This is a genomic window from Methanobacterium sp. (assembly GCF_038562635.1).
GTDB lineage: Archaea > Methanobacteriota > Methanobacteria > Methanobacteriales > Methanobacteriaceae > Methanobacterium_D.
The window spans coordinates 558,067-572,525 of record NZ_JBCFBO010000001.1 but is presented as its reverse complement, the minus strand read 5'-3'; the positions used below and the strand labels follow the sequence as shown (position 1 = coordinate 572,525).

Genomic DNA, 14,459 nt, shown 5'->3' with positions numbered 1-14,459 from the left:
GTTTATTTATGAAATTTGCATGGATCATGGCAGAACACCCCAGCTGGGACGAAAAGAAAGGTATCATTACCACAGCACTGGAGTCCGGGATAAACCACGTTGTTGACTTCGATGACGTTGAAAGCATAAAGAAATTGGGAAACATCAAGATAGTTTCAGATAACGAAGAAGCAGATATAGTCCTGGTAGGTAGAAAAGGTGAAGGGGACGGCACACTCCCACTTCCAGATAGTTTATCTGAGTCAAAAGATTTGGCAGCTATAGGTGAATTGAAAAGTAAAGGAAAAACAGTTGCAGCATATATCGAAATTACAAGTAAAAGACTTGAAGAACTCGCATCTGAAGCTGGAAGATCTGCAGATTATGTGATCCTTGTAGGAAAAGATTGGAAAATTATTCCTTTAGAAAACATTATAGCAGACTTACAAAGGGAAGATGTTAAAATAATTGCAGCTGTTCCAGACTACGAGGAAGCAAGGCTTGCTCTTGAGACATTAGAGCATGGTACGGATGGAGTACTATTATATACCTCAGATATACCTCAAATTAAAAAAGTTGCTTCGTTAATTGAAAGGATTGAATCTGAACATTACAACCTCGTGCCTGCTACAGTGACCCTTGTAAAACCTGTAGGTTCTGGAGATAGGGTCTGTGTTGATACCAGTTCCATGATGTCAATTGGGGAAGGAATGCTCATTGGATCTTATTCCAGGGGATTATTCCTTGTGCACAGTGAATCAATGGAAAGTGAATATGTAGCTTCACGTCCGTTTAGGGTAAATGCAGGTCCAGTACACGCATACGTGATGACTCCAAATAATAGAACCAGATACCTTTCAGAAATTGAAACTGGAGATGAAGTTTTAACTGTAGATAAAGAAGGTAACACCAAAACTGCTATTGTTGGCAGGATTAAAATTGAAAAACGGCCTTTAATGCTTATTGAAGCAGAATATGAAGGTGTTAAAATAAGGACACTGCTTCAAAATGCTGAAACTATACGGCTTGTAAACGAAGAAGGGGAACCAGTATCGGTTGCAGATATTAAAGCAGGCGATAAAGTTATGGTTTATCTAGATAAAGGCGCAAGACATTTTGGAATGTCCATTGAAGAGACCATAATTGAAAAATAGACAGCGCTTAGATAGTATGGGATAAACTCAAGATTATCCATTCTAAGCTTAAATAGACATAGAATTCCTTTTTTTAAAATCCATTAAATTTTTGCATAGTTTTAAATGAAAAAAATTTATGATTATGGGAGGAATAAAATGTCGGATTATGAAGTTGAATTGATTACTCCTGAGGCAAAAGATAAGTTAGCAGATAAAATAGCAGGTCAAATAAAATTTGAAAGGAAAGCCAACATTCATGGGGCATGTGTAAAGCTTTTGACTGATAATGAAGATTTTAAAAACGAATGGGATGATAATTTCAGGTTTATGAATGAAGATGTGCGGCCCCATGCAAAGATATTCTCCATAGAAGATGGGGGAGATCTGCAGGTAATGTACGATCCAACTGCAAAGGTGGCCATAGTGAGAAACTGTGATTACTACGGCTGGATTAAAAGTATAGCGCTTGCTGTAATATCCGATTTTTTTGAAGATTATCATTCTATACATAGGAGATATTCTGTTCATGGGTCTGCTGTGGATTATATGGGGCATGCCATTGCAATTATTGGACCTCCTGGGACTGGAAAAACAACTTTGACCTATGGACTGCTGCAGAATGAAAACTGCAACTACATTTCAGACGACTGGTTCTTTACACGTATTTTCAGCAATGCTGAAGTGATTTACTCTTCAGAAAAGAATTCATATATCCGGGATGATCTGGCAGATGTATGGAAAACATTTGCAGAAGAAGTCAAGAGGGTTAAACTTGATGTAAAAGGCAGGGGAATCGCTGATGTGAGTACATTATTTGATGGGCGTATTCGAGAAACTTCGACACTTAAAACGGTGGTACTCCTGGAAAGGAATGAGAAAAATCCATCATTCCGGCAATTAAGTCCTGATGAAGCTCTGGATTACATGATAAAGCAGGATTTCTGTAACCCTCACCAAATGATAAGGGATGCGAGGAAATTTAATTTAAGGGTGAACTTTTTTAAGGAATTATTTACACAAAATGATGTATACATGCTGAACACAGTAGAAACTCCTCAAGAGAGTCTTGACAGGATAGTTGCTCTTGCGGAAAGGTGATTTTTATGAGGGCATTTTTAGCTGCAGAAATTGATGAAGAACTTAAAGAGAAAATATCAGATGTGCAAAAACAGTTAAAGGAAGCTGATGCACCAGTAAAATATGTAGAACCCCATAATTTACATTTTACATTTAAATTCTTTGGTGAGATAGATGAAGAGAAGTCCGAGGAAATTGTAAGTGCAGTGGAAGCTAAAGTGCAGAATTATTCTCCATTTGAAATTTCTATTAAGGGTGTTGGTTTATTTCCAAATCAAAGATATATAAGAGTAGTTTGGCTTGGAGTGGAAGATTCAGGTCCTTTTTCAAGGCTACAGATGGCAATGGATGAAGATTTCCAGAAAATGGGATTTAAAAAAGAGAGAAGCTACGTACCTCACCTTACAATGGGACGGGTTAGAGGTGCTAAAAATAAAGACGCCCTTTTATCTAAGATTGACGAGCTGAAAGATATAGAAATTGGAAAAATGAAAATTGAAAAACTTTTACTTAAAGAAAGCGTGCTCAAGCGTGATGGACCAGTATATACCACTGTAAACGAATTTGTTCTTTAAATTAAAAGATCAATTCAGAAGTCCTTTTTATTTTAATTATTTAATTAACCTGGTGAATATCTTGGAAAATATCGATTTTAACAACATACTGAAGGTAATAAAACCTACACAAGAAGAAAATGAAAAAGTAAAGTTATTATCAGATAAACTGATTAATATTATAAACAAAATTGCAAGAGAAAATAACATTAATGCAGAAGCAGCACTTGTAGGTTCGGTAGCAAAAGGTACATGGCTTTCTGGAAAAGCTGATGTTGATATTTTCATGAAATTCCCTTTAAGTACTTCAGAAGATGATTTAAAAAAATATGGATTGAAATTAGGAGATAAATGTATCAAGGAGATGCATGGTGACCATGAATTGAGATATGCTTCTCATCCATATATTACTGGATTTATCGAAGGGTTTGAAATTGATTTTGTGCCATGTTACATTATTAAAAATGCTGAAGAGCTTAAATCCGCAGTGGACAGGACTATACTGCACACAGAATACGTGCTTGCAAATTTGGGAGAAAAACAGAAAGGTGAAGTCCTCCTTCTTAAAAAATTCATGGGGTCCATCCATACATACAGCGCAGAATTCAAAGTAGGGGGATTTTCAGGGTACCTATGTGAACTACTTATTATCAATTATGGATCGTTTTTAAATGTCTTAAATGCCGCAAGCAATGAATGGAGACCTAATTATAAAATAGATATTGAAGATTATGGAACTGGTGATCTTTTTAAGGAACCACTTGTAGTTATTGACCCCACCGATAAAAACAGGAATGTTGCAGCAGCCTTAAAGCTTCAAAAGATGTCTGAATTTATTGTTGCCTCACGAAATTTCCTTGATGATCCAAAAGAGGAATATTTCTTTGATAAACAAATAGATATAAATAAAAATGAAATAAAGAATGAATTTGAAAGCCGGAAAACTAAAACATTTTTAATCAGGTTTAAACCTCCTGAAATCCCTGCCGATGCCCTTTATCCCCAAATTAAAAAGACTGAAAATTCCTTAAATGGAGTTTTAGAAAGGGAAGATTTCAAAGTATTCAATACAGATTCATGGACAGATGAATCTCAAAACGTTATAATACTCCTTGAAATGGAAATATGGAAGCTTCCGCAGGTAAAAAAACATTTAGGTCCTTTCGTATGGTCAAAGGGTCACCAAACCAAGTTCATGGAAAAATATGGAACTAAAACTTATGTGGAAGAAAACAGGTGGGTTGCAGAGGTTGACCGGAAATATAAAGAGGTTAAACCATTCCTTGATAATATTTTAATTGAAAACAAGATAGGATTTCTTAAATTTGGGAAACACATCAAGGCTGAAATTTTAAAGAAATATGAAATAGTGGATATTTTGAAGTTTATGGAGTCAGATAAGTGTAGTGAAGATATAATGCTCTTCTTCTACGAGTATTTAAATAAAAATGTGTACCTGTGGCGATAGAATCAATCGTTCCTTTCCCACACAAATTTAGGAACAGCATCCTTAAATGGGTCAAATGTTTCAATATTTTTAACTTCGGTACATCGCATACTAACCTTAGAATGCAAAGATGAAGGGAGTCTAAGAATCCTTTTGAGGTCAATTGATACTTTTCCATCAACTAAACTCATGTTTAGCGATGCTATACTGCTTATTAATTTATTATAATTTCTAGCACCTGTTTTAGGGTGATTAGGGTCTAGTTTGTTCAAAAAAAGTCCCCATTGATCATTTTCTATTAATTTTCTATTTTCAAGGGTTTTATTAAGCAAATTTTTACTGATGCCTTCAATTTTAGAGTCTTTGGTTAAATGGAGGATCGAATATTTGATCCTGTCTGTAAATACCTTTGGATACCCAAAAGGAATAGAATAGTGTCTGAGGGTGTAAATTTGGTCTCTATTTTCATATTTATCATTAGGGACATCTGCCCCTACAACATATTTTAAAATTTGAGACCTCACATCACTGTCCATTTCCATAACAGACTCATCAAGAACACGTATATGGTATCCTCTACCAGAATAGCTCAGGTGAATGTTTTTTAAACCTAAATCGCTTTTTAAAGTGTCAATAATGTTTCCTACAATTTCTTTAGCTTCATTTAAGCATATTTCGCAGACATTATCACAGTTACATGTCCTTATGGGAATATCTTTAGCGTCAACATCAAAAACAAGTTCAGCCTGCATCCATCCTTCTCTTTTTCGCGGCCTTTCATAAAAGGCAACTGAACAGTACGCTGCAAAAGGGGTTTTAGATCTTAAAAACCTCCTAAGATATTCTGGAGAATTAAAAGTTTTGTACCTGTCGTTGGGACCTCTTCCAAAGTGGTCAAACCCAAATTCACGGTTTTCAAGCTGGTCCAATATGAAATCAGGGACCTGATTAACATCCCATTCTTCTTTATAGTAGATCCTGCGTTCTTCAGGAGTTGCCTGTTTGAAAAATTCCATGAGTTTACCTTTTCTTTTATTATTAATTTTAATGATTATACTTTAAAATGGTTGATTTACTTTATTTAAATTTTATTTCTCCCTCATTTTTCTGTTGTAATAAGAGAGGGGATTGGTTATGCCTTTACATGTCTTATCTGGTCTGCACAAGTTAGGCATGTTCAACTTAACCTTTTCACAGCTCATTGGAGTGTACCACGTTGTTTCTCCCTCATGTTGAAGGTTTAAGTTATCATTCATTCCAAAGCCAAGTTTTGCATTGATGTTGATCTTTTCTTGAGGCTGGTCATCGAAAAGGGGAGGGCTGCACCTGTCTGCCGCGTCGTAGATCATTGGCAGGATTTCATTTTGTGTGATTTTGAGGTCTGCATCAACATCAGATACCTTTAAAGTTGTGTTCCTGCTGAAAACTGAAGGATATAATCGGGCATAAGATAAAAAAGGCGTTAAAAACAGGACAATGACTTCATTTCTCCCGCCTGACTTGATCCCATCTAAAGATTTTCTAATGCACGGCGGGAACTTTTCAATATTTAACGGCGAAGCTTTAACTTCTCCCCCACTATCTCCACCACCATAATATCTTATTTCTTTTGATAATGCATCAGCTACTTCTTCTGCAATCTTTAAAAGTGCCGCATTGGGTTCTACTTCGCGCCCTGCAATTTCATGCACGTTTTTTATGTAGTTTTCAGTGTTCTGCATGATCATCTTGATCATGATGAGTTCTTTAATCCTGTTTCCAATGAACACGTTGTACATTCTTTCGGGCTGTTGGAGTTTTACAACATCCTTAAAGTATTCCATAAAATCTTCCCTGTCCAATATAACGTTTCCATCTTTTAAAACTAAATCTTGAAGGTTAATTTTCTTTGAACTTAAAAGATCAGCCAGTGATGTCCATTTAATTCTATCTTGAACAATGAGGATGTTCATTATTTTATCTACAATTTCTAACCGGTCTCTTTCATAAAGTTCTTCAAGTCTGTTTTCAATGATCTGTCCCTGCAGTTCTGATACTGCGCGACTTTCTCTGGAATTAGGGCCATATTTAATCCCAATGGCCTGACAAAGGATATAAAATGCAATTACGTCGAATTTTGTTATTTCTGGATAAAATAAGAAAGCATATTTTTTGTGATTATAGTTGGGATCGCTTTTTTTGTCAACGTACCATTCTACTCTTTTAATCACCAGATCAACATAGCTTTTGGGTATATAAGCATCATCTGATATTTCTTGAGCTGTAATTGAATTAACTGCATCTATAATATCATCATTTACATCAAATATCCTGTCTAAATCCCCTCCGTCTTCCCTGACTATTTGTTTTCCTTCATCAGATAAAGGATTTATAAAGGACATTGGTATCATACGATTAATGCTTTCTGATTCTCTTCATTATAAATAGTTACTGTATAACTACCTCCATGTAATATGAATTTCACAAAAGGAGTACCCTCATATAAGAATACATAAATATGACACGTGATGTAAATAAATATTTTAAAGGGTTCCACTTAAAAAAAGATAGGTGACTTTTATATTTTAAATTAATAGGAAAATAGAAAAATAATATATATTTAAATTTAGAAATTTTATATAAAACATATTGATTATTATTTCAACTTTTAAGGGCTTTTATATCTTATTATAATTTAAATCATGAATTTCAAGGTCTAAAGGCTTTGTTGTTCATTTTAATAAAGGAGGAACAAATTTGAGTAAAGTATTTATTACCAGCGCGCTGCCCTATGCAAATGGGCCCTGCCATTTAGGACATTTGAGATCGACATATATTCCAGCAGATATCTACGCACGTTATAATCGGATGAATGATGTTGATGTCCTGTTTGTTTGTGCAAGCGACGAACATGGAACGCCTATTGCAGTTAGGGCAGAGCAAATAGGAAAATCTCCTAAAGAAATTGCAGATAAGTTTCATAAAATGATAAAGCGTGACCTTGAGCTATGCAATATTTCTTTTGATAACTTTTCAAGGACCACTGATCCCCTTCATTACGAAATTTCACAGAACTTTTTCTTAAAACTTTACGAAAAGGGTTATATTTATGAACAGGTCATTAAACAGCCTTACTGTAACACATGTAAAAGATTTTTACCTGACAGGTATGTAGAAGGAATTTGTCCTCACTGTAAAGGAGAAGGGGCAAGGGGAGACCACTGTGAAACATGCGGAAGGCATTTAGACCCAATTCAGCTTGAAGAACCAACATGCCTTATATGTAGTTCTACTCCCGAAATTAAGGAGTCAAAACAGTACTTCTTTAAATTAAGTCACTTCCAGAATGATTTAGGGGAATGGATAGAAGGAAATGATGAGTTACCTCCAAATGTTAAAAATTATGCCCTTCAGTGGATAAAAGAAGGTTTAAAAGATTGGATACTTACAAGAGATATGGAATGGGGAATTCCCGTCCCACTTGAAGGTGCTGAAGGCAAAATAATTTATGTGTGGGGTGAAGCTTTCCTTGGATACATATCATCGGCTGCACAGTGGAGCCGGAGAGAAAATAAACCATGGGAAGACTACTGGAACGATAAAGCAATTCACTTTATAGGAAAAGATATTATATACCATCACTCTATATTCTGGCCTGCATTACTTATGGGCTATGGATGTAAACTACCGGATAACGTTGTTGCAGGGGCATATCTTTCACTTGAAGGCCGAAAGATGTCAACAAGCAAAAACTGGGTTATATGGGCATCGCAGTTCCTTGAAAAATTTGATTCAGATATTGTAAGATATTACTTAACTGTAAATGCGCCCCTTGGCCGCGATACTGATTTTTCATGGGACGACTTCCAGCGCCGTGTAAACGATGAACTTGCAGACGTGCTTGGAAACTTCATGCACCGAACTTTCACATTTACAAACAGGTTCTTTGACGGGAATATACCAGAGCCGTCAGAATTTGACGAGTACGATGAAGAATTTAAAAACAGTATATTGAGCATTCCCGATGTGGTCTCAGAAAATATTGAGCATTTTAAATTCAGAGAAGGTCTTATTGAAATAATTAGACTTGCAAAGTTCGGTAACAAATATTTCAATGACAAGGAACCATGGAAAGCCGTAAAAGAAAATCCTGAAGAGGCGGCAAATTGTATTTACTTGTGTAACCAGCTTGCAAAAGTTCTTTCTGTCATTTTAACTCCATATATACCAGTCCGAGCTTCTAAAATAATGAAAATTATGAATTTAGATGTAGAAGAAACAACCAACTGGAAAACTGCAAGTGAATTTGTTCTAGCAGGCCATGAAATTGGTAAACCGAAACCATTATTTTCTAAAATTGATGATAGCATAATTAAAAAAGAAAAAAAAACACTTTATGATAATTTAGAGGAAACTGAAACTATGAAAGACATTATAAGTATAGATGATTTTGCAAAAATGGATTTAAGAATTTCTGAAATAATTGGAGCAGAACGTGTTGAAGGCTCTGAAAACTTATTAAAATTAATGGTCGACACTGGTGAGAAAAAAATACAGGTTGTCGCAGGCCTTGCTAAAAAATACGCTCCAGAAGAGATAAAAGGCCAGAAAGTTGTCGTGTTAGTTAATTTGAAACCAGCAAAATTATTCGGAATAAAATCTGAAGGTATGATACTTGCAACTTCGGACAGTTTAAGCGTTTTAAGTGCAGATGCCCATGTTGGTGAGAAAATAAAATAGACTTACAAAATTCTGCGAATTTTGTATGATTGAGCCCTCGAAAAAAAAACGACTTTCGAGTGCTATTTTTTTATAAAAGTATAGTTTGGGAACGAAATGAATGAATCTGTTTTAATTGCACGGGCTGAGAAATTTCTTGACAAAATAAAGCGTCAAAGGATACAAGTAGAAGAACTTAGGGATTTCGAAAGCTTTATTACAGTTTATCATTACTTAAAGGAAAATTTAGACGAGCTGTATGAACTTAGAGATACCATGGAGATCAAGGGTTATAAAGCTCCCTACAGGTCTTTAATTAGATCTTCTCGTTCCTCAATTACTGAATTAAAAGCTGAAGAAATGCATGATGTTTCAAGGCAGACTCAATACTTTAGAATGAAAGCTGCCGCTAAGAAAAATATATTAGATAGGGTTAAATCGTCTATTGCGTCTCATAAAATTGTAATCGGGCACCTTGAAGAACTTGCAACCATAACCTGCAGTGCATGTAAAAAGAAGTTTAAACGGCACGAAATTGAATTTGTGGAATCTGGAACATGCAGCTGTGGAGCTACAGATCTGATATTAGAAAAAAATGACCATGGTGTTTACAGGTTAGGTACACTTAAGTATTTGCCTTTATCTGGGGAATATATGGTGAGGATGTCTGATTTAGCACCTATGGGAAGGGAAGCATTTCGTAGCATCGTTAGAGTCCTAAAACATGAAAAAAGAGGGATAGTTAAAACTGTTTCTTTAGTGGTTAAAGTACTGGAAGACGGCAGGTGGATTAGAAAAAGAGTCAATATGGATATGGACGATGAAATGAACTATGAAAGGGAAATTCGAAAGAAATACGGCCGTAATGCACGTATCGAATTTCTGCAATTTCACAGAAAGAAACCCGCCATCATAAACGATAAACAGGTTCAAACCGCTCTTTCAATTGCATATGTAAAATTTGCAAAGGAAATAGTGGACGAAATTATGGATAACGTCATGGATAAATTTTTAAAAAATAGAAATAACGTTGAAATTTATGATAATGCTCTTAAAACGGCGTCAGATATTGCAGGTTCAATAACCTCAGATATTGAAGATGAAGAAGACATAAAGAATGAAAAATTAAATGAAATTCTTAAAGAAAACAACCTCATGGATGATAACGATATTATAAATAGACAGCTTGAGCGTGATCTTCAAACAAGAAACAAAATTAAAAGAAAGCTTTTTGTTGAAGTACCGCGAGTTTTAATTTTATGGGATATTGTTAAATATTATCTAACCACTTCTTACGATAGAAGGAATAAATACTCGGGACCATTCCCAAACCTTCGCCCAAATCTTGATACTAACCAGTTGAAAGCATTTGTAGATTTTGATAAGCAGGTAGTGGGGATTTTGAAGGAATATACCGATGAAAAAATTGAGTATATGAAAGATATGAAAGAAGTAATAGCAAAAAAATTTGAGATCGAAAATAAAATAAAGGGTCTCCATGTTAAGTCAAATCCTCCTGCAGTTGGGGCTGCAATTCTAAATATTACAGGAAAATTATCTATTGAAGTTGCATCTGATATTTTTTCAGTTGATCCGGAGAATGTAAAAGCAGAAAAAGAAAAAATTGAGACATTTGGAAAGCCTACATCTAAACGTGCTCAAAAGTTCCTGGAAATGATTAAAAAGTGACAGTGGAAAATTTATGAATTTTTAATCAGTAAATTTTAACTTAAGTATTTAGAAAATTATAACATACGGTGGTAGTTTGGGTGAAGATGAAAATAATGAAATTTATGTAAAAAGAGCATTATCTTCACAGGTGATCATGGAGCTTCTGGATAGATATCCCAATCTTAAAAAGATTAAAGTTCCAAGCAGCTTATACCCTAGAACCTCAAAAAAATATTTAGATGCACTTTCTGAACTGGGAATTGAAGTTGAACCAGTTATCAAAAGGGGTAGGCCCAAGAAATATGGTAGCAATGAAGCTGAACTCGTTCAAAAAATGATTGATGAAGGTGTTAGTCCAAAAGATATATCTGATGAGCTTGAAATTCCTTTAAAAACAGTTTACTATCTCAAAGCTACTAAACTAAAAAGAGGTAGAAAACCAAAATATTCTAAAGAGACGGAAGAGGAAATTAAAAAGTTACGTGATAAAGGTCTTAGAGCAAAGGATATATCTGAAAAGCTAAGTATTCCTCTTAGAACAGTATACTGTCTTATAAAAAGATAATCATGTGGTGAATGTTTTTCAAATGATTATATTTGAGAAGTTGATATTTCTTAGAACAGTGTATTGTCTTATAAAAAGATAATAAATTACGTTTGAATGTTTTTTAAAGGATTATATTTAAATACTTCTTAAAATAGTGTACTGTCTTACGGTGATGGATAAATTATGTGATGGTCTTAAAGAGGATATATCTGAAAAGCTAAATATTTCTCTTAGAACAGTGTACTGTCATATGGCGATGGATTATTGACATAAATAAACTTAATTTATACTTTCAGAAAAAACAAGTGATATAAAACACGGTGGTTCAATGGCAAATATGTTTTTTGGCGATTATCAGATGTTACTATTAATTTCAGGTATTTGCGGCTTAGTTGCATTTTTAATAACTTTTTTAACTATGCCTAGATTAATAAACAAGTTAAAAGATGCAGAAATAGTTGGTAAGGATATTCATAAACCTACGAAGCCTATTGTGGCAGAGATGGGTGGTATTGGTATCTTATTTGGTTTTGTAATTGCAATGTTTGTTGGAATTTGGCTATATCCAGCTTATCATTATCAATTTTTAATAACATTAATTGTAATTCTTTTGGTAGGTCTTGTGGGTATGGTTGATGACCTTGTAGTTTTATCATCCAAAGAAAAATTGATTTTACTCTGGCTTGCCGGACTACCGATCATGTGGATTGCCCCTCCTAATGTGGGAATCATTTACATGTTATCTATGCCTATAGCAGTTTCTATTGGTGCTAATTTAACAAATATGCTGGCTGGACTAAATGGAGTTGAATCAGGGCTTGGTGCAATAGCAATGATCTCTCTTACCATTTCTGTTATTATAATGGGCAAATATAACGTTGCTATAATAACTATGGCTATGTTAGGGGCTCTTCTTGCATTTTTATTCTATAACAGGCACCCTTCACGTGTTTTTCCAGGAGATGTGGGGACCCTTATTATAGGTGCATGTATTGTACTCGTGGCGTTTATAGGACGTGTAAAAATCATAGCCCTTATTGTACTTCTCCCGAATATAATCGATGCAGCACTCAAATTTTACAGCGCAGGGGTTGTTGAAAGACATCACCATGCTCCAACTGAAGTAGGGGATGATGGAAAACTGGTAGCTCCTGATGGCGGTTTTAACTCCCTCATAAGGTCTGTTTTAAGGAGGCCAATGCCTGAAAAGAATGTAGTTGCAATTGTATGGTTTATAGGTATAATTTTTGGAGCTATTGGAATAATTTTGGCATACACGCTCAATTCGATGATTATTTAGGTTAAATACATACTAAATCATATCCATATAACATCTGTAGTTGTAATTACGTATCGATTTGAAAAAGCAGGATTAAACAGGTCATTAGTTTGATTAGCCGCGCTAAATGATCCACATATACTTTTTCGCACGTAAAAATTCACACGGTCTCCTAAAACGTTTCTATCGCTAATATCTGTAACAGAAGGTGCTGATGCAGAGATTTTAAGCTGTATTTTTGTTTTGTTATATTTTTCATCAAATCCCTGGTTTGTATAGTCTATTTTTATAATTTTCACGCTACTTGGATTTAAAAGCCGCATATGTTCTATTGTGTAATTTTTAAATGTTTCTTCGGGGTAAATCGCAAAACTATCTGTATGAGCTTCCCTGTTTTTGTGGAAGCTTTATATTAATAAATTTAATTTTAAATATCATATTCGGAATTTTTGAAAATAATAAGTCACAATTATGCAGCTGCATCTATTCATGAAAATGAAAAGTATATATAAACATAAAAACTAGTATTAATTGGACCATTAACATTAAGTTTCCTGGACAGTATCCCCTTTTGTCCAGGACTCAAAATAATTAATACTTTTTTTGCAGATCCACAAATGGATCTTTACAAAACGATGATACAAAGATCATAATTTACTATATAAAATGCTCATTAAGTTAACAGTATCGGTACTAAAAAAATAAGACTAAAATGTAATTCCATTATAAGAATATTAATCTAAAGTCAATACTTTTTTACAGGTTTTGAATGCAACTGAATGAAAATTATATAAATTGAAATAATGTACTTTATTATAATAAACAATAAGATTTAATTAATCAAAATAACAGAAAAATATATAATTATAAAATAGTTCGGTGAAAGTATGACATCATATAAAGTCAAAGTTAATCCAGAGATTCTGATTTGGGCTCGCGAAGACGCTGGCTTTGAACTCGATGATTTACCTCAATACTTAGACAAAGTAAGTTTATGGGAATCTGGGGATGATAAACCTACTTGGCCAGAACTAAGAAAATTAGCTAATAAATATAAACGGCCTTCTGTATTCTTTTTTAGGTCTAAACCTCCCGAAAAAGAGAGTGATGATTTAATTGATTACAGAACTACTCAGGAAGATAATTTCAATGCGAGTCCAGAATTAAGATTAGAGATTCGTAAAGCTAAATATCGACGTTATGCTGCCATTGAAGTTCATAAAGATATGGGTATGATTATTCCTTCTTTTTCAAGATATAAATTTGAAAATAAGAATTATAAAGTTTTCGCTGCTAAAATAAGAGAAATTTTAGGAGTTAGTATTGAAACACAAAAATCTTGGATAATCAAATTAAGCAATGGTGAAAGGGATCAAGCTCATTCTCGTTTTTTAGATGAGTGGAAAGAATCAGTCGCTGAATTAGGCATACTAATTTTTGAAACAGAAAATATTAAAAGAACAGAAATTAGTGGACTATCATTATACAAATCCAAATACCCGATTATCTTACTTAATGGTAAAGATACTCAAAATAGAAGGATTTTTACATTATTCCATGAATTAACTCATTTAATGCTTGGAGAAAGTGCAATTTGCGATCTTGATAAACGCAATAAAAAAGAAGCATTCTGCAATAAAGTAGCTGCAGAATTCTTAGTTCCTTTAAAATTTTTAAAAGAAGAAGAAAAAGTAAAGAAAAACAAATCACTTGAATGGACATCAAGACAATTAGGTTTTCTATCTAACATTTACGGTGTGAGTAAACAGACTATTTTATTAAGATTACATTCTTTAAAAAAAACACGCGAAGAACAATTTATATCCTTGTATAACGCATTAGAAGTCGACGATGAGGAAAAACAAGAGAAAAAAAAGAAAAAAAGTAAAAATAAAAAGCGAGAAGGATCCATGTCTCCAGTCAATAAAAAAGTTAAATATGATGGAAAAGCCTATTCCCGACTAATTGTTTCGGCATATGAAAATAATATAATTAGTCCGGTAACATTTTCTAGATATCTTGATTTACCAGTAACAGACGTTGGAAAACTTATTAACAATATATATTAGAG

At 34.0% G+C, this 14,459-nt stretch carries 12 protein-coding genes; 9 read left to right on the top strand and 3 right to left on the bottom strand.

Annotation, left to right across the window (positions count from 1 at the left end):
• The first annotated feature begins 8 nt into the window (after nucleotides 1-8).
• The 4 genes from AAGU07_RS02730 to cca all read left to right on the top strand — a co-directional run bounded on the left by AAGU07_RS02730 (nucleotide 9) and on the right by cca (nucleotide 4,214).
• Nucleotides 9-1,133 carry a 3-dehydroquinate synthase II gene (locus AAGU07_RS02730; RefSeq protein ID WP_342457689.1) on the top strand — a complete coding sequence of 375 codons (1,125 nt, stop codon included), beginning with the start codon at nucleotides 9-11 and terminating at the stop codon, nucleotides 1,131-1,133.
• A gap of 138 nt (nucleotides 1,134-1,271) precedes the next feature.
• A complete protein-coding gene (locus AAGU07_RS02725) occupies nucleotides 1,272-2,213 on the top strand; it encodes a hypothetical protein (protein WP_342457688.1) in 942 nt (313 codons plus the stop codon).
• Nucleotides 2,214-2,218: 5 nt separating this feature from the next.
• Nucleotides 2,219-2,767 carry an RNA 2',3'-cyclic phosphodiesterase gene (thpR, locus tag AAGU07_RS02720; protein ID WP_342457687.1) on the top strand — a complete coding sequence of 183 codons (549 nt, stop codon included), beginning with the start codon at nucleotides 2,219-2,221 and terminating at the stop codon, nucleotides 2,765-2,767.
• Between the two features lie 61 nt (nucleotides 2,768-2,828).
• Nucleotides 2,829-4,214 (top strand): CCA tRNA nucleotidyltransferase, encoded by a 1,386-nt coding sequence (gene cca, locus AAGU07_RS02715; protein WP_342457686.1) that lies wholly within the window; start codon nucleotides 2,829-2,831, stop codon nucleotides 4,212-4,214.
• Between the two features lie 2 nt (nucleotides 4,215-4,216).
• On the opposite strand, the gene priS is transcribed toward cca, so the two are convergent.
• The gene (gene priS, locus AAGU07_RS02710; RefSeq protein ID WP_342457685.1) at nucleotides 4,217-5,209 is read right to left on the bottom strand and encodes a DNA primase catalytic subunit PriS; all 993 of its coding nucleotides are present in this window, start codon (nucleotides 5,207-5,209) and stop codon (nucleotides 4,217-4,219) included.
• A gap of 72 nt (nucleotides 5,210-5,281) precedes the next feature.
• Nucleotides 5,282-6,583 (bottom strand): DNA primase, encoded by a 1,302-nt coding sequence (locus AAGU07_RS02705; RefSeq protein WP_342457684.1) that lies wholly within the window; start codon nucleotides 6,581-6,583, stop codon nucleotides 5,282-5,284.
• 346 nt (nucleotides 6,584-6,929) lie between these two features.
• Between AAGU07_RS02705 and metG the strand changes: the two genes are divergently transcribed.
• From metG to AAGU07_RS02685, 4 genes are all read left to right on the top strand, one after another.
• The gene (metG, locus tag AAGU07_RS02700; RefSeq protein WP_342457683.1) at nucleotides 6,930-8,912 is read left to right on the top strand and encodes a methionine--tRNA ligase; all 1,983 of its coding nucleotides are present in this window, start codon (nucleotides 6,930-6,932) and stop codon (nucleotides 8,910-8,912) included.
• Nucleotides 8,913-9,008: 96 nt separating this feature from the next.
• Entirely contained in the window at nucleotides 9,009-10,580 is a 1,572-nt protein-coding gene (locus tag AAGU07_RS02695) for a DUF530 domain-containing protein (RefSeq protein WP_342457682.1), read from the top strand.
• Nucleotides 10,581-10,656: 76 nt separating this feature from the next.
• Nucleotides 10,657-11,127, top strand: a complete 471-nt coding sequence (locus AAGU07_RS02690) for a helix-turn-helix domain-containing protein (protein ID WP_342457681.1) — start codon at nucleotides 10,657-10,659, stop codon at nucleotides 11,125-11,127.
• A gap of 319 nt (nucleotides 11,128-11,446) precedes the next feature.
• Nucleotides 11,447-12,409 carry a glycosyltransferase 4 family protein gene (locus AAGU07_RS02685; RefSeq protein ID WP_342459332.1) on the top strand — a complete coding sequence of 321 codons (963 nt, stop codon included), beginning with the start codon at nucleotides 11,447-11,449 and terminating at the stop codon, nucleotides 12,407-12,409.
• A gap of 17 nt (nucleotides 12,410-12,426) precedes the next feature.
• Here the strand turns inward: AAGU07_RS02685 and AAGU07_RS02680 are convergent, their stop codons facing one another.
• Complete coding sequence (locus AAGU07_RS02680) at nucleotides 12,427-12,711, bottom strand: hypothetical protein (RefSeq protein ID WP_342457680.1); 285 nt, start codon at nucleotides 12,709-12,711, stop codon at nucleotides 12,427-12,429.
• Between the two features lie 564 nt (nucleotides 12,712-13,275).
• Here AAGU07_RS02680 and AAGU07_RS02675 point away from each other — a divergent pair.
• Nucleotides 13,276-14,457, top strand: coding sequence for an ImmA/IrrE family metallo-endopeptidase (locus AAGU07_RS02675; RefSeq protein WP_342457679.1), 1,182 nt, complete (start codon nucleotides 13,276-13,278; stop codon nucleotides 14,455-14,457).
• Nucleotides 14,458-14,459 lie beyond the last annotated feature (2 nt).

What these genes read in the sequence shown, in the direction of transcription:
- AAGU07_RS02730 (WP_342457689.1), top strand. Translation starts at nt 9, where the DNA reads ATGAAATTTGCATGGATCATGGCAGAACACCCCAGCTGGGACGAAAAG.
- priS (WP_342457685.1), bottom strand. Translation starts at nt 5,209, where the DNA reads ATGGAATTTTTCAAACAGGCAACTCCTGAAGAACGCAGGATCTACTAT.
- AAGU07_RS02680 (WP_342457680.1), bottom strand. Translation starts at nt 12,711, where the DNA reads ATGCGGCTTTTAAATCCAAGTAGCGTGAAAATTATAAAAATAGACTAT.
- AAGU07_RS02725 (WP_342457688.1), top strand. Translation starts at nt 1,272, where the DNA reads ATGTCGGATTATGAAGTTGAATTGATTACTCCTGAGGCAAAAGATAAG.
- AAGU07_RS02705 (WP_342457684.1), bottom strand. Translation starts at nt 6,583, where the DNA reads ATGATACCAATGTCCTTTATAAATCCTTTATCTGATGAAGGAAAACAA.
- AAGU07_RS02695 (WP_342457682.1), top strand. Translation starts at nt 9,009, where the DNA reads ATGAATGAATCTGTTTTAATTGCACGGGCTGAGAAATTTCTTGACAAA.
- thpR (WP_342457687.1), top strand. Translation starts at nt 2,219, where the DNA reads ATGAGGGCATTTTTAGCTGCAGAAATTGATGAAGAACTTAAAGAGAAA.
- AAGU07_RS02685 (WP_342459332.1), top strand. Translation starts at nt 11,447, where the DNA reads ATGTTTTTTGGCGATTATCAGATGTTACTATTAATTTCAGGTATTTGC.
- AAGU07_RS02675 (WP_342457679.1), top strand. Translation starts at nt 13,276, where the DNA reads ATGACATCATATAAAGTCAAAGTTAATCCAGAGATTCTGATTTGGGCT.